The sequence below is a fragment of the Terriglobales bacterium genome, from assembly GCA_035764005.1.
Taxonomy (GTDB): Bacteria; Acidobacteriota; Terriglobia; order Terriglobales; family Acidobacteriaceae; genus Gp1-AA112.
In genome coordinates this window covers 60,684-78,131 of the sequence record DASTZZ010000072.1, presented here as the reverse complement: position 1 = coordinate 78,131, position 17,448 = coordinate 60,684, and the positions used below count along the sequence as shown (strand labels likewise).

Sequence of the window (17,448 nt, the reverse complement as noted above, 5' to 3'; positions counted from 1 at the left end):
CGGCGGGTTCCTCCCGGCTTGCTGAACCTTCTAAATTCCGCACTTCATATTGCATTCCCATAGGAGTTGTCGCATGATATATGGCATACCAATAGGAGAGTTCATGGGCCAAAAAGAGGTGCAGCAGGGGACATTGGCGTTGATGGTGCTGAAGACGCTGGAGAGCATGGGTACATTGCATGGTTACGGCATCGCGCGGCGCATTGAGCAGATCAGCGGCGATCTACTCTCCGTGAACTATGGAACGCTTTACCCTGCGCTCCTTAAGTTGGAGCAAGAAGGCTACATCGCTTCTGAATGGGGAGTATCCGAAAACAACCGTCGCGCTAAGTACTACCGCCTCACGCGTGCGGGCAAGAAGCAGGTCGAGCGTGAGACACGAGAGTGGCAGGAGACTACCGATATCCTTGCACGCTTTCTGGCGCCGGAGACGTTGCGATGAAGGCCCTCCGCGCGCTCCTATCCCGCATCGCCGGCCTCTTTGATCGCGAGCACCGTGACGCCGAACTTGAAGACGAGCTGCAAAGTGTCCTTCAGATGCATATCGAAGACAACCTGCGCGCCGGCCTCACGCCCGAGGAAGCTCGCCGACGGGCGCTGATCAAGCTTGGAGGCATGGATCAGGTCAGTGAAGCGTATCGCGAACAGCGCGGGATTCCTATTTTGGAAACCATGGCACAGGACATCCGATTTGCTATCCGCGGCATGCGCAAAAACCCGGGATTCACGGCCGTTGCGCTCCTCACGCTGGCCCTGGGCATCGGCGCCAACACCGCTCTTTTTTCCGTTGTGAATGGAGTTCTGCTGAATCCGCTGCCATATCCGAATCCGGAACAGCTCGTTATTCTGTTCGGTCAGACAAAGCAATTCGAGCACGCGTCAGTTTCGTATCCGAACTATCTGGATTGGGAAAAGCAGAGCCACAGCTTCTCTTCGATGGCAGCATTTCGCGGAGAAAGCTTCAATGTTACCGGTCAGGACGAGCCTGAGCGCCTGCCGGGGTACATGATTTCGTCAACGTTCTTTTCGACCCTGGGAGTCTCTCCCATTTTGGGCCGCACGATTTCCGCTCAGGAGGACATCGCGGGCGGGTCCCCGGTTGCCTTGATAGGCGAGGGTCTGTGGAAGCGGAAGTTTGGAGCTTCGTCGAGCGTGCTCGGACGGACCATGGTTCTGAACGGCACCGGATATGCGATCGTCGGCGTGGTTCCAGCGAGTTTTCGTCTGTACAGCGGAGGCCACCCTGAAGTTTACGTTCCTATTGGACAGTGGACGGATCCCACGTTTCGCGATCGGACGATAGGAATGGGCATGGGCGTGGTCGCGCGTCTAAAGCCGAATGCCACTCTCGCGCAGGCCCGCGCGGACGTGGAGAACGTCGCTCGCAATCTCGCCGTTGCATATCCGCAGGCCGACACTGGGCTAAGCATCGGCGTGCTCAGGCTGAAAGACGATATGGTCGAGGACATTAGAGGAACACTCCTCGTTCTGCTCGCCGCCGTCGGTTTCGTGTTGCTCATCGCGTGCACGAACGTAGCGAACCTTCTGCTCGCGCGTTCGAACGGCCGCGCGCGGGAGTTCGCTGTGCGAAGCGCACTGGGAGCAAGTCATTTGCGACTCATCCGACAGCTGCTTACGGAGAGTGCGTTGCTAGGAATAATCGGAGGAGCGCTCGGTCTCGTACTCGCGGCTCAGGGTACCAAGTTCGTGCTCGCCGCCGTACCGCAAGCGCTGCCTCGAGCACAAGAAATCGGTATTGATACTCACGTGCTCGTCTTTACTCTTGTCGCTTCTCTTTTGGCTGGAGTTCTGTTCGGCCTTGTTCCTGCTCTCAGGCTGTGGCACACGAACCTGCAGCAGACGTTGAGGGAAGGCGGAAGGGGAACATCCGGAACGCGACAGCGCACACAGAATGCATTCGTAATCGCCGAGATGGCGATTGCCCTGGTGCTGCTCGTAGGCGCGGGCCTGATGATCAGGAGCCTGGCCGTGCTCTGGGGAGTGAATCCCGGCTTCGATCCGCATAACGTACTTACATTCAGCGTGACGACCCCGCCATCAGTGATCAGGAGCCCTGCACAGACCCGAGTTGCAATGCGCCAGCTTCACGATGCGGTTCGCAACACGCCGGGCATACAGGCGGCATCGCTGACCGACGGTGCGCTTCCAATGGATGGAGACTCCGAGGTCCCCTTCTGGCTCGAGGGTCAGCCAAAACCGGCCAACACCTCCGACATGAACTGGGCGCTGTTCTACATCGCGGAACCCGACTACCAGAAAGCAATGGGATTTCCGCTCCTGAGTGGACGATTCATCTCTGAGAACGACACGCAGACGTCTCCGCCGGTGATCGTCATCGACGAATATCTCGCGCACAAGTATTTCCCAAATGAGAACCCGATCGGCAAGCATCTGAACATTGGACTTCTGGATTTGCAACCGGAGATCGTCGGCGTAGTAGGCCACGTAAAGCATTGGGGCCTGGACAAGGATTCGCAGCAAAAGGTTCAGGCACAGGTGTACGTGCCCTTGAACCAGATACCCGACAGGTTCTGGCCGTTGCTGAATCGCGGAGCCTATTTGATGCTCCGCTCCAGCGTCGATCCGCTAACGCTGCTTCCAGCGCTGCGCGCATCGATTTCAAAAGTGAATCATGAGCACGTGATCTACAACGTCAGGACTTTCGACCAGATCATCTCCGATTCGTTGGCGGAGCGGCGCTTCTCGATGATCCTGCTCGGACTGTTCGCCGCACTGGCGCTCGTGCTTTCCAGCATCGGAATCTATGGCGTGATCTCTCATCTGGTCGGACAACGCGTTCCCGAAATAGGAACTCGCATGGCGCTCGGAGCGCAGCGCAAAGATGTTCTGCGACTGATTCTCGGACGCGGCATCGCGCTGTCCGCCGCCGGTGTGATACTCGGTTCATTGCTGGCGCTGATACTCACGCGCCAGATGCGAAGCATGATCTACGGTGTAACCGCCACCGATCCTCTGACCTTCGCGGGAGTGGCTCTGCTGCTGATGCTCGTAGCGACTGGGGCATGCTACATGCCCGCCCGCCGTGCGATGCGAGTTGATCCCATGAGCGCTTTGCGGCACGAATGATAATTGATCGTTACCTGCACCCCGTCGATTCGGGCGATTACACGCGATCACATTCACTCCAGTGGACCAAGCTGCGTGACTCACTTTCGGCACTAGAAAATTTCTGCAGCCAGATTACAGTACAAGCATGAGTTCACGTTTTGCATGGATCGCGCTGCTGATGGTTCCCATTGCTGCTGCAGCGCAGAGCGCTTCCCCAAAGCAGCCGTCGGTTGATTTACAGGCTTTTGTCTCCGCGCAGTTCGGGCCGGAGTTCGAGTTGATCAAGGGTTTTCCGGTATTGACTGGCGATTTCAACGGAGATGGCGTCGAGGATGCGGCGATTGTGGCTACGACTCACGGCGGGTTCCAGCCGGACTCCGGCCAGTTTCGCGTGCTTGACCCTTCAAGCGCTTATTTCGGATTGGGCGATCCGAAGATCACATCGCAATTCGCTTCGAAGTATCCTGGCGGACCTCGTTATCTGCTGATCATCCATGGCAGTGGCAGCGAGGGATGGCATGCGAAGAACCCGAAGGAGCGCTTCGTAATCATCAATTTGGCCTTTGATCATCTCTCTGTGGGCCGCGTGAAGCGCAAGAAGAAGATCATCGACGACATCGGCGTGGAAGAGACGGGAATTCTGAATTCCTTTCTTTTCTGGAATGGACGACGCTACGAATGGCAGCCGGGTGCTTCTGAGCTGTAGGCCCGTGATATCCGGCTAGGCGTACAATGCCTTTTCCCCTACCCGGTTCATGCGCGTCCTCATCATTAGCGATATTCACGCGAATATCTATGCCTTTAATGCCTGCAGGGCGGCTTTTCCAGCACGCGACGTGGTCTGGAACCTCGGCGACGTGGTTGGCTATGGCGCCAATCCCAATGAGGTGATCGCCGGCTCGCGTGAAATGGGAAGGCTCTTCGTTCGCGGCAATCATGACAAAGCTTGCTCAGGCGTGAGTGACTTGGAAGGATTCAATCCCATCGCCGCGCTCGCGGCTGTGTGGACGCAGAAAAATCTTACGGGAGCGAATCTCGACTGGCTGAAAGCTTTGCCAAAAGGACCGATTAAGCCGGCGACAGGGTTGGAAGTGAGCTGCGTACACGGTTCGCCGGTCGATGAGGACGAATACGTGCTCAACGTCCAGGATGCCGCCGAGCCGCTGATGCATCCTGTGGCGCCATTGACTTTCTTTGGGCACACTCACATCCAGGGTGGATTCTTCGCCCAAAACGGGAAGATGCACGCCATACGTCCGGCATTTGCAGATCGTGCGAAGCAGCAGAAAATCGAATTTCGCCTCGAGCCGGGCGCGGCGTACATGATCAACCCCGGATCGATTGGACAGCCGCGCGACGGCGACCCTCGCGCTGGTTTCGCCATGTACGATTCCGATGCGTCGCTTGTGACCTTTTATCGCATTCCCTATGACATTGCTGCGGCCCAGAAGGACATTCGTGATGCCGGTCTGCCGACACGCCTGGCGGACCGTCTCTCCGAAGGACGATGACGTAAACTCAACTGAATGTCGTCCAAACCTCTGCCCCACTCCGGAAGCGGTTCGCTCTTTCCTGAAGATAGTTCGCGGGAGTCCCGACAGACTCAGCCGGTCTCGTGGATTACCGCAAATGTCGATGGAGGCGCGCGCGGCAATCCAGGCCCCGCCGGCTACGGCGTGTACATTCGCGACGCGTCGGGAGCACCGCTTAAGCAGATCAGCGAATATATCGGACACAAGACCAACAACTTCGCCGAATATTCCGCCCTGCTAGCTGCTCTGCAGTTTGCAGTGGATAACGGACACAAAGGGTTGAAGGTGATCAGCGATTCGGAGTTGATGGTTCGGCAAATGACGGGACGCTATCGCGTGAGCAGTCCGGACCTGAAGCCGTTGTACGAGAAAGCCCGGTCGCTGGTTCGGCAGCTGGATAAGTTCAGCATCGAGCATGTGCTGCGTGCGCAAAACAAGCACGCTGACCGGCTGGCGAATGAGGCCATGGATCGCGGAATGGGGAAGAAGTGACAATCCATTGTTGGATTGCCGATTACTTAACTCGTTCTGCTTTGTTCCAAGACAGCCCTCAACAATTCATGCGGTGACGTCGCGAAAGGGTTCGTCACCGTAACACCCCGCCACGTAAATCCGTCCTGGAGGTCCTCGGTTAATACCAGCCGACACCCGGCTTCAGCCGCAGCAGAGAGCATGACTGCATCCCAAATCCCGATTCGGTGATCCTTCGCAAGGTCAACTGCTGCGAGCATTACGGCGGCCGAGGTTTCAATCAGAGGGAAGGTATCTCGCCAGCTTACAACTGAGGCATGAGCTCTTGCTGTGGAGCGTCCCACTTTTCCCACCAGCAGATTGAACAATTCTCCTAACGCTTGTACCGGTACCAAAGTCGATCCACGAGGAAGTTTCGTGAGCAACTCAACGGCTACATTTTGCATAGGTACGCCGTTTACCCCTTCGGCGTACGCTAACACGCTCGTATCTAAGGCAACTCTCACTTCCCGTCCTCATACAATTCATCTCTTTTCCAATGTCCGATCGTAGTTGGCCGCTCCGATCGCAATCTTTTGATCAGAGCAGAGAGTGCTTGTCGGGACACGTCCTCTCCGCTATCGATGGGTCCTAGCCTGGCGATGGGCTTGCCGTGCGCAGTCACAATGTAGCTGTGACCTTCGCGGACCATGCGGAGAAGCTCCGAAAATCTTCGATTCGCATCAGCTGCCGAGACTGACTTTTCCATGCCCACCTGTATGTAGTGATATTACCTACAATTATAACCGAAGTTGCAAAGCTAGACGGCTCGCTTTGGCTAATGATCGATAGCGAGTGTTTCGTTCCAGAATGGGACGAAAATCTCTGGCCCCTTAAAGCTCGATTTCCATGCCTTCGGCCGCAGCCGTGACCTTGGGATAGTGGTCGCGCGCGGTTTTGACCACCTTATCGATAAGGGAATCGTCGTGATCGGGATCATGGTGGAAGAGGACTAGCTCTTTGGCTCCGCTTTCCATCACGATGTTAATGGCTTCGCGCCAGTGGCTGTGTCCCCAGCCGCGCTTCTTCGCTTTGTATTCTTCAGGAAGATACTGAGCATCGTAGATGAGTACATCGGCTCCTTCGGCGAGCTTGCGGACGTTTTTATCGAACACCGGGTGTCCGGGCTCGTTGTCGGTGGCATAGACAACCACTTTCTGCGGCGTTTCGATGCGGAACCCAAGGCATCCTTGCGGATGATTGAGCCATTTCGACTCGATGGTGCAGTGGTCAAAAGCAATGCGATCTTCTTCTATGTTCGCGAAATTTCTGTGCGCAGCCATCTCGCTCATATCCACCGGGAAGTAAGGATCGGACATTTGTTCTTCGATGGCGCGTTGCAGCCCACGCGAGCGATTTGAGGAATGGAAGATGAAGTGATTCTCGCGGTTCTCGTAGAGCGGGGCAAAGAATGGTATGCCTTGAATATGGTCCCAGTGGAAATGCGAGAGGAAGACGTGTGCTGAGATCGGCCTGCCTGCGAACTCGGCGTCCAGACTCTTTCCCAAATTGCGAAAGCCGGTGCCGCAATCGAAGACAAACATCTGGCCATCGACGCGAACCTCTACGCAGGAAGTGTTGCCGCCGTAGCGCAGATTCTCAGCTTGCGGCGTGGGAGTTGATCCGCGTACGCCCCAGAATTTCACTCGCATTCCCATCTTTATCGTTTGCGGTCCGGGGACGCGTACTTTACGTCCTCAAGTTTCGACTTCCTTCCATCGGAGATGCGTCAAAGTGCGAAAAATTTCGCTGAGTATAAGCTAGCAGACTGATTTTGGGTCAATGCAGAAGAGTGAGAAGGCGTACAAACACAGTTACCAAAGATTAAATGCCCGCGTTATAGCAGATGCATTTCTTTGCATAGCAACTTCGGATCTCCGGTCACCAAGCTTCTGGCACCGTTTGACTCCCAGATGCAGCGTGGGCTAGCCTCGAAGTTCCTCCATTACGGGCTCATTTTCCAGCTATGTCCTTCATTCCTCAAAAGAGCCGAAAAGCTTTCGCGCTCCTTGTCACTTTCCTTGCCTTAACTCTTGCCGGCAACGGGAGCATGCGTCCTACGCATGCACAGAAAGCCATGGTCGCCAGCGTTCATTCGCTGGCTACTGACGCCGGCGTCGAAATCATGCGTGAGGGCGGGAACGCAATCGACGCAGCTGTTGCTACCGGATTCGCGCTCGCAGTGGTTCATCCGCAGGCGGGAAACATCGGCGGCGGTGGATTCATGCTCATCCGCATGGCCGATGGCAAGTTGCACTTCCTCGACTACCGCGAGAAGGCTCCGGCTGCCGCGACTGCTGACATGTATTGGGACAAGCAAGGCAACGTGGTTCCCAATTTGAGCACGGTCGGATACAAGGCCATCGGAGTTCCTGGATCGGTCGCAGGCATGGCCATGGCCGAGAAGAGATGGGGCAAGCTTGGCCTGGAAAAAGTCATGGCTCCGGCGATCCGGCTGGCGGAAGATGGCTATCCGCTACCCTGGGAGTATGCCCGCGAGTTTCGCGGCAATCGCCTCGCGCAGTTTCCCGAAACGCGCCGCATCTTCCAGCGTGACGGCAAGTACTACGAGCAGGGTGAGATCTTCAAACAACCCGAATTAGCGCGAACGCTGGAGCGAATCGCCGCGAAGCCGGATGACTTCTATCATGGCCAGTTAGCACAACAGATCGCCGCTGCCGTTCAGAAAGGCGGCGGGATTATCACGGCGCAGGACCTTGCGAACTACGAGGCAAAGGAGCGAGAGCCCATACATGGCACCTATCGCGCCTACGATGTTTACAGTGCTCCGCCGCCGTCCTCCGGCGGAATCGCGCTGGTGGAAATCCTGAATATCCTTGAGAAATATGATCTAGCCTCGCTGGGCGCTGATTCGGCCGAGGCCATGCATCTCACCGTCGAAGCGTATCGTCGCGCTTTCATGGACCGTGCCGATTTTCTTGGCGATCCGGATTTTGCCAGAATCCCCGTTGCGCAGTTGATCGATAAAAGTTACGCCAATGCCTGGCGCGAATCGATCAATCCCGACCACGCCAGCATCAGCAAAGATCTGCGGCGTCCGGTCAGTGCATTCAACGATTTAGACAAAGTCGCGCGTGCGGCAACTGCATCCGAGCCCAGCGACACGACCCATTATTCCGTCGTCGATCCGGACGGGAACGCCGTAGCAGTAACAACCACGCTGAACGGCAGCTTTGGATCCGCGGTCACGGCTGACGGCCTTGGATTCTTGCTGAACAATGAAATGGATGATTTCACCGCCAAAGCCGGCGTTCCGAATATGTATGGACTGATTCAGGGACCCGCTAATGCGGTAGGCGCAAACAAGCGCCCGCTATCTGCGATGACGCCAACCATTGTCACCAAGGATGGCAAATTGTTTCTTGTCGTCGGATCGCCTGGCGGTCCTACCATCATCACAACCGTCGCGAACGTGCTTATGGGTGTAATCGATTACCGACTTGATATTCAACAAGCAGTCGATGCTCCACGCTTTCATAATCAGTGGCTGCCGGATAAGACAACCGTGGAACGCAATCGCTTTTCGCCGGATACCATCAAGCTGCTGCGAGCGGAAGGGCACACCATCGACGATCACGACTCGTATTGGGGTGACGCCGAGTGCATTATGATTGATCCCAAAACGGGAGAGCGCCTCGGCGGCCACGATGAGCGCAGCGGCTACGGAAAGGCGGCGGGATTCTGATGTTGCGCGCAATGTCCACTCACGTACGCGTCCGCGAACGCCTGCAGATCAGCCATCTGGAAGCAATGATCAACGGCGGTGCCCAGGCAATTGAACTCTTTTGCCAGAAAGAGCACTTCGATTACACCGATCGCGCTCGCGTTCGCGAGCTGGCTGGATGGTTTCGCGAGCATCCTGACGTACTGCATTCGCTGCACTCGCCTATTTACAGTGAGGCGGATTACGGCCGACACATGGCGCCGCCAGTAAACGTTGTTGCTGACGAAAAGTTCCAGCGGATCGCGGCCATGGATGAGGCCAAACGTGCCATCGAATTCGCCGAACAGACGCCGTTTCGTTTCCTGATCCAGCACCTCGGTGTGGGAAGGGAAAAATGGGAGCCGCGCAAGATGGAATACGCGATCACCGCTCTCGAGCATCTGCGCGTCTTTGCTAAGCCTCTCGGAGTCACCGTCCTTGTCGAAAACATCGATAACGAGATCACGACTCCAGACAAACTCCAGGAAATCGTGAACACCGCCCATTTCGATGACATCGGCTTCTGTTTTGATATCGGCCATGCCCATTTTGGGATGGGTGTCCGCGCCAGCTTCAGCACCATGCAGGACAAGATTCGTTCCACCCACCTGCACGACAACCACGGCATGCGCGACGAGCACCTGTGGATTGGCGAAGGCACGATCGACTGGGATGAAGCTATGGGCCTTTTACGTTCAGCTCCACATACCCCCGCGCTGCTCCTCGAGATTACCGGCGAATCCCAAAAAGAAATTTCCGCAGCAGCGAGCGAAAGCTTTGCCAAACTGGAGAAGGCAATGGAGGCTGCTCAACAAATGGCTGAAAGATGAGCTTGCATTCCAATGCGGCAGCCGGTTCCTCTGTCCTGATCCGCTGCATTGCAAAGCTGAGGGAATCTGCTTCTGCTAAAATCCCCTGCGCTCCTGAATGAACAAATTATTTGCGGAGGCTCCGATGCGCTCTTTCGTCAACACCATTTTGGGATTCATTTTGTGCGTCGCAGTCGTCTTTATAACCGGCTGCGGCTATCACAACGACAAAGAGAAGTACTACCTGATCTCAGCCAACATTCAGTTGCCCTACTGGCAGGCGGCCGCCACGGGCATCCGGCGCGCCACGCACGAAATGCAGGTACAGAGCCAGTTCTCGGGACCGGACAGCTACGACGCACAAGCTGAGGTGGAGGCCTTTCGGCAGGCGGTCGCAGCGAAGCCCGCAGGGATTCTTGTTTCACCCGCTGATCCGAAATTGATGGCTCCTGAAATCGACAGAGCCATTGCCGCCGGGATTCCTGTCGTCACCGTCGATTCCGATGCCCCTGATAGCAAACGACTCTTCTATGTCGGAACCAACAACTACGAAGCCGGCCAGCTTGGAGCTCAGGTGGCGATCCAGAAGAGCAATGGCAAAGGTAATTTCATGGTGTTCACCATGCCCGGACAGGCCAATCTCGACCAGCGGCTTGATGGATACCGCAAGGCCTTTGCTGCGCATCCGGCAATGAAGATCGTGCAGGTCGTCGATATTCACGGGCAGCCGACGGCGGCGTTTGACGCAGCTAGTGCCTCTCTGGCCAAGAAAGGCGCAGAAAAGATCGATGGCTACATCTGCCTGGAAGCCTCAGCAGGTAAAGAGGTCGCGCAGGTGATGCGCAATTACAAGATCACAGATCGCATTATCGTGGCCATGGATACTGACCAGGAGACGCTCGATGCCGTCCGAGATGGCACGATTGCCGCCACTATAGCCCAGAAGCCTTCAACCATGACGTACGTGGGTACCATGATGCTCGACACCTTGCATCACCACCTCCCCAGTTCGCTCGATCAGAACTGGAAAGCGGACCCATATTCGCCCGTGCCTGCCTTTGTGGATACCGGAGCTACCTTGATCGACAAGAGCAATCTGGATGACTTCATTAAGGCGCGCGATGCGGCCGCGAATAGATGACACAACTGTGTGCGGTAGCCGATGGGCCGACGGTGCTCGAATGGCCATCTTCGGTCCGGATCGCACAACGCGAATGCAAAGCGAGAACGTGTTATCTCCTCCCTGATTCTTGGTTCATAAAAGGGTGCATGTGCATCCAGCAACTCAGGCATCTCTCCAGACCTGCTCCCGTTTTTGCTCATTGAGAACGTACAAAATACTCGATTCAGCAACTCACGCTAGGTATCTGATTTTGCGCTACTTGCATCCTATTCAAACCAAAGGACTAGCACTTCCGCCAGTCAAATTGAGAATGGCAGACGAATTGATATAAGGCCCAGTGAGTGGGAATGCGGCCTGCCGACTCCGGTTCGCAATTATGAGCGGAGCGGTGGCAATGGACGAGGCCGAGCGTCCCCTAAAGGCTTTCCCGGACCCTCCCCCAACACAGGCTCCGGAACATTTTGGAGGATTTGAACAAATGAAGTTCCGTTACTTGCTTTCCTTGCCATTGGCTGCAACTCTGATGGTTCCGGCTTTTGCCCAGCAGACCAACAGCAGCACAGATCAGCAGACAGCGCCGGCTTCGCAGACCGTCGCCCCTGCCGCGCAATCGCAGCCGAACGGCCCGAACACAAACAACGACGTTAATCTCTCCGCGCACCAGCCGCTCAAGCAGGACACACACGAAGGCTTCTGGGGACACCTGAATCCCTTCGCCCGTAAAAAATACGTTCAGCGCCAGGTGACGCCCATCCGCGATCGCATGAACGAGCTTGATGAGCTCACTTCGAAGAACTCGAAGGACATTAAGGACGTTGATGCTCGCTCGCAGGAAGGTATCCGCCAGGCTTCGCTCAAGGCCGATCAAGCCGATCAGCATGCTGTCGACGCCGGCAACCGCGCGCAGGCCGCGCAGCAGACGATTGATCAAGCCAGCACGCGATTGAACACCGTGCAGCAGACCATCAGCACGCTCGATCAGTACCAGCCGGTCACCGACACCGAGATCCGCTTCCGTCCTGGACAGCAGGTGCTGAGCACGAAGGCGAAAGAGGCTCTCGATCAGCTTGCTGACCAGATGAAGAATGAGCGCGGCACCATCGTGCAGATTCAGGGATTCTCATCCGGACGCGGTACCACCGCCATTGCCAACTCGCAGAACATGGCGCAGAGCGTGGTTCGTTACCTTGTCATCGAGCATGACATCCCGCTCTATCGCATTTACACGATCGGAGTAGGTAATGCCGCAGTGAAGACAACCGCCGACAACACCACCGCGAAACACATCCGCGGCGGACGCGTCGAAGTTGCTTTGCTGAAGAACGGCGTAGCTGACTTGGCTCAGACCCAGACCGCCGGTGCACAGCCGAATTATCAGCCGACCGCAACCAGTTCGCAGCAGGGCGGCGTAGCAGGCGCAGTTCCAGTGGCTCCGGCGACCACTACGCAGCAGCCGGCAACGGCAACGCAGCCGGCCGGTAACGTAAATAACAACAACAACAGCACGCAGCAGATTCCGCGTCAGTAACACCAAGAATTACGTAAAAACGAAGAGGCTCCGCCAAGGCGGGGCCTTTTTCTTTGCACCGCTTTCGCTTGGGCCGGAGCAACTATCCGCAATCCTTCTCCTGGATTCAACCGCGCGGCTATGTACCTGGATACGCCAACCTGCACACTGCTGTCACTCACAACATGGGACGAAATGTGCATTTGTCTGCAGAACAGCAATACCGAAAGTACCTGCGTAACCTTACAGCCGACTCCGACCTGGCCTACGATGCAGGCGGATGCCTCTCCGAGCCAGATCTCGATTCAGCGTTGCGACGCTTTTACTGTGCCTGTTCGCCATTGCAGCGAGAGCACAGGATGCGACGGATGAGCTTCGGCCTGTTCCGGTTCTGTCCGGTAGTGCGGGGGAAGTTCCGATTGTGGAAGGCGGGCAAACCACGCTGGTCTCCATCATTAGTCCTGTCGTTTTGGTTCCATTTGGGGAAAAGTGGCTGGTGGAAAGTCGAGCGTCTTTCGAAGGAGACTTTACCGATCAGCAGCCCGGCACCAATTTCGGCGGGAAGGTCAATAAAGAAATCGAGTACCTTCAGCTCGACTACATCGCCAATCCATACGTAACTGTTACAGCGGGACGTTTTCTCAATCCGTTCGGAATCTATAACGAACGGCTCTATCCAGTTTGGATTCGCAACCTGCAAACAGATCCGTTGATTCTTCCGCTGGAAGGCGAATCGCGGGATGGTGTAATGCTGCGCGGAGGGGTTCCTCTGAGTTCCGAGGTCAATCTGAATTACGCCACATTCTTCTCCGCCCAAAGCTCCACAAATAAGCTCGAATCCGATCGCGGGATAGGTGGTCGCGTCGGATTGTTTTTCCCCGCGCACCGCCTGGAGATAGGAGGAACGGTTGAGCACGCGCTGGTTGAAGATCGCTCCAACCGATTTGGCTTCCATTTCGAACAACAACCTTTTTCGATGCCGCTTGATGTCCGCGCAGAGTACGCACACGGCGCCGAGGGCAGCGGCTGGTGGATTGAGCCTGCGTACACGCTCTCCGGCTTGCCGTGGGTTAAAGCCATAATGCGCAAGACGCAATTGGTCTCGCGCTACCAGCAGTTCTACATTGGGAATGGTGAGGACGAGGATTTACCTTCTGCCGATACCCGTATCGCCGAGTTTGGCATGAACTACTACATCTGTGACGGCTTCAGAGCCACCGCCAGTTACGGCCGCGAATTCAGCGCTGCCGGAAATCAGAATGTCTGGACTGTTGGTCTCACCTATCGCTGGGTTCTGCCGCTCGGACTCGGAGGCCGCTTATGAAACGCGGTTGTTTTCTTCTTGCTCTGCTCTGCATTTTCCCGGTGGCATTGCTGTGTTCGTCTCCCGATCCGAAGCCTGCGCCTGTGCTGAAGTCGAAGAACACTCATACCGAGTGGAGCGTGGCTGCGGGTGAACAACGATATCGTGCGAACTGCTCGCGCTGTCATCAGGCGCCGCCCAAATTTCAGCCTGCCGCCATGGCCACGCTGGTTCGCCACATGCGTGTTCGCGCCATGATCACCGATGACGATATGCATGCAATCTTGAAGTACATGACACAATGATCATCGCTGCGACAATTCGAGTCCTGATGATAGTGGCACTTCTGTCCGGCGATGCTGCACCTGCGCGCGTGGTCCACCTGGTTGCCGACCACGACAGCACGTTTCGCGTGGATGGTCCGAACAGCTCAGAGCTCGATCTGCTGGCCGGCGAGCCAATCACGCTTCATGTCGAGGCACACAAGGCCAAAAGCATGAACCGCGACGGCTCGGTGCACGGGCTCGTCCTGCTCGATTCCCATCGCAAGCCGGTGCCTGGATGGGAGCTAATGTTCAAACCTGGCGTTCAGGAAATGCACCTCGCTGCACCAGCCGATCCGGGCGTCTACGAAGCAGTTTGCACCGTGATCTGCAGCACTGATCACGAGCATATGAAATTCCGAGTGGTGGTCCATCCGAAATGAAGAAGTTCGCAGTCATCGTTGTTTTTTTCAGTCTGCAGTTGTTGTCGCAAGAAGAGAAGCGCTTCGTCGGCGAGATCGCCGATAGCTCATGTGCCCTGAATGTCCATTCGCTCACTCGATCGCACAAAGAGATGCTGCAGGGCCGGGGGATGGGCAAAACTGCCGCAGATTGCTCGCGCATCTGCGTCGAACACTACGGCTCCCATTACGTGCTCGAAGACAAGAAGCAAAATGTCTTTAATCTCGACGATCAGAAGAAAGCGGCCGACTTTGCAGGAGCGCATGTGATTGTGACAGGAAATCTCGTCTCAAAAGACTCGATTCATGTAGTCGCAATCGAAAACGAAAAGTGAACGCATTCATCAAGAACAACTCGGGGAATAAAAGAAAAGGTCTCGCACAAGCGAGACCTGTTTTAGCTTCGAGGCTCCGCGGCTTCGAGGTTTCGCAGCTATTGAAGCAGCGTTCCGTTCTCGTTCTTCTCTTCCGGTGGGATTACCACCGCTGCAGCAACTCGATCGCCGGCATCCAGATGCAGCAGTCGCACGCCTTGTGACGCGCGGCCGGCTTCACGGATCTGGTTCGTGTCGATGCGGATGATCTTCCCGAACTGGCTGATGATCATGCATTCGGAGTCTTCGTCCACCTGCATGATCGCCGATACCTTCCCGTTGCGTTCGGTGGTCTTGACGTTGATCACGCCTTTCCCGCCACGGGAAATCAGGCGATACTCTTCCGCATCGGTGCGCTTGCCGTACCCGTTCTCCGTGACAGAGAGAATGAGGGAGGGCGCAGGCTGCTCCTCCCCTTCAGCCTCTTCTTTTTTCTTGCCGTTGGGCTTCTTCGCGCCGGGTTGGTCAGTAACGGCCATGCCGACGATGTAGTCCTTGTCGTGAAGATCCATGCCGCGCACGCCGTATGCGGGGCGTCCCATCGGACGCACATCGGCTTCCTGGAAGCGGATGGCCATGCCGTCATGGGAGGCGAGGAAGACGATTTTATTGCCGTCGGTCAGGCGGGCGGCTACTAGTTCGTCGTCCTTCTCGATGCCAATTGCGATGATGCCGCGCGACATCACGTTCGAGAAGTCCTTGAGCGGCGTCTTCTTCACTGTTCCGTTGCGCGTCGCGAAGAAGACGTACTTATCTTCCTGCTCGAGATCGCGCACGTTGAGAATCGCACGCACCGTCTCGCCGGGTTGCAGGGAAATTAAATTAGCAATCGCTTTCCCCTTGCCTGCCGGTCCCACGTCGGGAATCTCGTATACCTTCAACCAATACACGCGGCCGGTGTTGGTGAAGATGAGCAGATAGGCGTGAGTGGAAGCAATGATGAGCTGCTCGACGAAGTCTTCGTCGCGAGTGCTCATGCCCTTGCGTCCCATGCCTCCGCGGCGCTGCTGGCGATAAGTAGAGATCGCCGTGCGCTTCAGATAATCGGAATGGGAAACCGTGACCGCAACCTGCTCGTCAGCCACGAGGTCTTCGAGCGTGATCTCAACGCCTTCGTCGGTGATCGTCGTGCGGCGCTCGTCCCCGTACTCCTTCTTAACTTCTTCAAGTTCCTTGATAATTACGTTGCGCAGCTTCTTTTCCGATGCGAGGATCGATTCGTACTCCTCGATGCGCTCCCTGATCTCTTTCAGCTCGTTGAAGATCTCTTCGGTCGAGAGGCGAGTCAAACGGTACAGCTGCAAGTCGAGGATGGCATCGGCCTGTCGTCCGCTCAGCTTGCCGTTCGAGTGAATTTGCTTGTCGGTGATTTTGAAGTTCACTGCAAGTAATGCCTCGCGAGCTTCGGCGCGCGACGCCGATCCGCGGATCAGCTTAATCACCTGATCGAGATTGTCGAGCGCGATCTTGTAGCCTTCGAGGATGTGCTCGCGCTCTCGAGCCCGTGCGAGCAAGTAAGCCGTGCGTCTGCGCACGACATCGACACGATGATCGATGAAGTGCTGAATCGCCTGCACCAGCCCCATCTCGCGCGGCTGATTGTTCACGACCGCCAGGAAGATCATGCTGAAACCTTCCTGCATGGAGGTGTGCTTATAGAGCTGATTGAGGATGATCTGCGGCTCAGCTCCACGCTTGAGCTCGATTACGATGCGCATACCATCGCGATCGGATTCATCGCGCACGTCGGAGATATCGTCGATAACTTTGTCGTTTACCAGTTCAGCAATGCGCTTGATGAGGTTCGACTTGTTGACTTGATACGGAATCTCGGTGACGACAATCGCCTGGCGTCCTTGCGTGAGATTTTCGATTGCAGCTTTGGCGCGAACCGTGAAGCGTCCGCGACCGGTCGTGTAAGCCTGCTCGATTCCTCCGCGACCGTAAATGAAGCCGCCGGTAGGGAAGTCGGGGCCTTTAACGATCTTCAGAATTTCTTTGAGCGTGGTCTGCGGATTCTGGACTAACGTGATCGTCGCATCGACGACTTCGGTGAGATTGTGTGGGGGAATATTCGTCGCCATGCCCACTGCAATTCCATTTGAGCCGTTGATGAGCAAGTTGGGAATTCGTGTCGGAAGAACTGTCGGCTCCGAAGTTGATTCGTCGTAGTTCGGAACGAAATCGACCGTTTCTTTGTCAATGTCGGCGAGCATCTCGCCGGCGATCTTTTCTAAGCGGCACTCCGTATACCGCATGGCCGCCGGCGGATCGCCATCGACCGATCCAAAGTTTCCTTGTCCATCGACCAGCGGGTAGCGAAGCGAGAAATCCTGCGCGAGTCGCACAAGCGTGTCATAGATCGCTGAGTCGCCGTGCGGATGATAGACACCCATCGCCTGTCCGACCACCTTGGCGCACTTGGTGTACTTCTTGTTGTACTGCAGGCCCATCTCGTTCATGGTGTAGAGCACACGACGATGCACGGGCTTAAGTCCGTCGCGGACATCTGGCAATGCGCGCCCAATGATTACCGACATGGAATAGTCGAGATACGATCGGCGCATCTCCTCTTCCACGTTGATGGGAACTACATTCGCTGCGCCGGGTCCCTGAGGCGGTTCGCCGCCGGGAGGCGTTAAGGGGAGTTGGGGATTCTGTTCGTCTGCCATTCGTTAGCTGTGGGGCAAACCAAAGCTGCTAGCCACTAGCTGCCAGTTTTTGCCGCATCAAGCGTGCTATCTGAGCGCGC

17 protein-coding genes are annotated in these 17,448 nt (G+C 56.2%); 13 read left to right on the top strand and 4 right to left on the bottom strand.

Annotated features, from left to right (window positions below; translation table 11 throughout):
* The first annotated feature begins 103 nt into the window (after positions 1-103).
* From VFU50_12665 to VFU50_12645, 5 genes are all read left to right on the top strand, one after another.
* Positions 104-442 carry a PadR family transcriptional regulator gene (locus VFU50_12665; GenBank protein HEU5233707.1) on the top strand — a complete coding sequence of 113 codons (339 nt, stop codon included), beginning with the start codon at positions 104-106 and terminating at the stop codon, positions 440-442.
* Positions 439-3,108: an ABC transporter permease gene (locus VFU50_12660; protein ID HEU5233706.1), complete on the top strand. Its 2,670-nt coding sequence runs from the start codon at positions 439-441 to the stop codon at positions 3,106-3,108. The genes VFU50_12665 and VFU50_12660 overlap by 4 nt, the downstream gene beginning before the upstream one ends.
* 127 nt (positions 3,109-3,235) lie before the next feature.
* Complete coding sequence (locus tag VFU50_12655) at positions 3,236-3,796, top strand: hypothetical protein (GenBank protein ID HEU5233705.1); 561 nt, start codon at positions 3,236-3,238, stop codon at positions 3,794-3,796.
* A 49-nt stretch (positions 3,797-3,845) separates the two neighbouring features.
* Positions 3,846-4,601 carry a metallophosphoesterase family protein gene (locus VFU50_12650; GenBank protein ID HEU5233704.1) on the top strand — a complete coding sequence of 252 codons (756 nt, stop codon included), beginning with the start codon at positions 3,846-3,848 and terminating at the stop codon, positions 4,599-4,601.
* A gap of 15 nt (positions 4,602-4,616) precedes the next feature.
* A complete protein-coding gene (locus tag VFU50_12645; GenBank protein ID HEU5233703.1) occupies positions 4,617-5,114 on the top strand; it encodes a ribonuclease HI family protein in 498 nt (165 codons plus the stop codon).
* Between the two features lie 26 nt (positions 5,115-5,140).
* On the opposite strand, the gene VFU50_12640 is transcribed toward VFU50_12645, so the two are convergent.
* The 3 genes from VFU50_12640 to VFU50_12630 all read right to left on the bottom strand — a co-directional run bounded on the left by VFU50_12640 (position 5,141) and on the right by VFU50_12630 (position 6,784).
* Positions 5,141-5,599, bottom strand: coding sequence for a PIN domain-containing protein (locus VFU50_12640; protein ID HEU5233702.1), 459 nt, complete (start codon positions 5,597-5,599; stop codon positions 5,141-5,143).
* Positions 5,596-5,841, bottom strand: coding sequence for a type II toxin-antitoxin system prevent-host-death family antitoxin (locus tag VFU50_12635; GenBank protein ID HEU5233701.1), 246 nt, complete (start codon positions 5,839-5,841; stop codon positions 5,596-5,598). Before VFU50_12635 ends, VFU50_12640 begins: the two co-directional genes overlap by 4 nt.
* Positions 5,842-5,965: 124 nt before the next feature.
* Positions 5,966-6,784 (bottom strand): MBL fold metallo-hydrolase, encoded by an 819-nt coding sequence (locus tag VFU50_12630; GenBank protein HEU5233700.1) that lies wholly within the window; start codon positions 6,782-6,784, stop codon positions 5,966-5,968.
* Between the two features lie 314 nt (positions 6,785-7,098).
* Between VFU50_12630 and ggt the strand changes: the two genes are divergently transcribed.
* The 8 genes from ggt (at position 7,099) to VFU50_12590 (ending at position 14,657) form a co-directional block, all read left to right on the top strand.
* Positions 7,099-8,838: a gamma-glutamyltransferase gene (gene ggt, locus VFU50_12625; protein ID HEU5233699.1), complete on the top strand. Its 1,740-nt coding sequence runs from the start codon at positions 7,099-7,101 to the stop codon at positions 8,836-8,838.
* 11 nt (positions 8,839-8,849) lie between these two features.
* A complete protein-coding gene (locus VFU50_12620; protein HEU5233698.1) occupies positions 8,850-9,686 on the top strand; it encodes a sugar phosphate isomerase/epimerase family protein in 837 nt (278 codons plus the stop codon).
* Positions 9,687-9,810: 124 nt separating this feature from the next.
* Positions 9,811-10,806 carry a substrate-binding domain-containing protein gene (locus tag VFU50_12615; protein ID HEU5233697.1) on the top strand — a complete coding sequence of 332 codons (996 nt, stop codon included), beginning with the start codon at positions 9,811-9,813 and terminating at the stop codon, positions 10,804-10,806.
* A gap of 460 nt (positions 10,807-11,266) precedes the next feature.
* Positions 11,267-12,316, top strand: coding sequence for an OmpA family protein (locus VFU50_12610; protein ID HEU5233696.1), 1,050 nt, complete (start codon positions 11,267-11,269; stop codon positions 12,314-12,316).
* Between the two features lie 400 nt (positions 12,317-12,716).
* Entirely contained in the window at positions 12,717-13,619 is a 903-nt protein-coding gene (locus VFU50_12605; GenBank protein ID HEU5233695.1) for a hypothetical protein, read from the top strand.
* Complete coding sequence (locus VFU50_12600) at positions 13,616-13,903, top strand: cytochrome c (GenBank protein HEU5233694.1); 288 nt, start codon at positions 13,616-13,618, stop codon at positions 13,901-13,903. The genes VFU50_12605 and VFU50_12600 overlap by 4 nt, the downstream gene beginning before the upstream one ends.
* A gap of 26 nt (positions 13,904-13,929) precedes the next feature.
* Positions 13,930-14,304, top strand: a complete 375-nt coding sequence (locus VFU50_12595; protein HEU5233693.1) for a hypothetical protein — start codon at positions 13,930-13,932, stop codon at positions 14,302-14,304.
* Entirely contained in the window at positions 14,301-14,657 is a 357-nt protein-coding gene (locus tag VFU50_12590) for a DUF5818 domain-containing protein (protein HEU5233692.1), read from the top strand. Before VFU50_12595 ends, VFU50_12590 begins: the two co-directional genes overlap by 4 nt.
* 98 nt (positions 14,658-14,755) lie before the next feature.
* Here the strand turns inward: VFU50_12590 and gyrA are convergent, their stop codons facing one another.
* Positions 14,756-17,368, bottom strand: coding sequence for a DNA gyrase subunit A (gyrA, locus tag VFU50_12585; GenBank protein HEU5233691.1), 2,613 nt, complete (start codon positions 17,366-17,368; stop codon positions 14,756-14,758).
* Positions 17,369-17,448 lie beyond the last annotated feature (80 nt).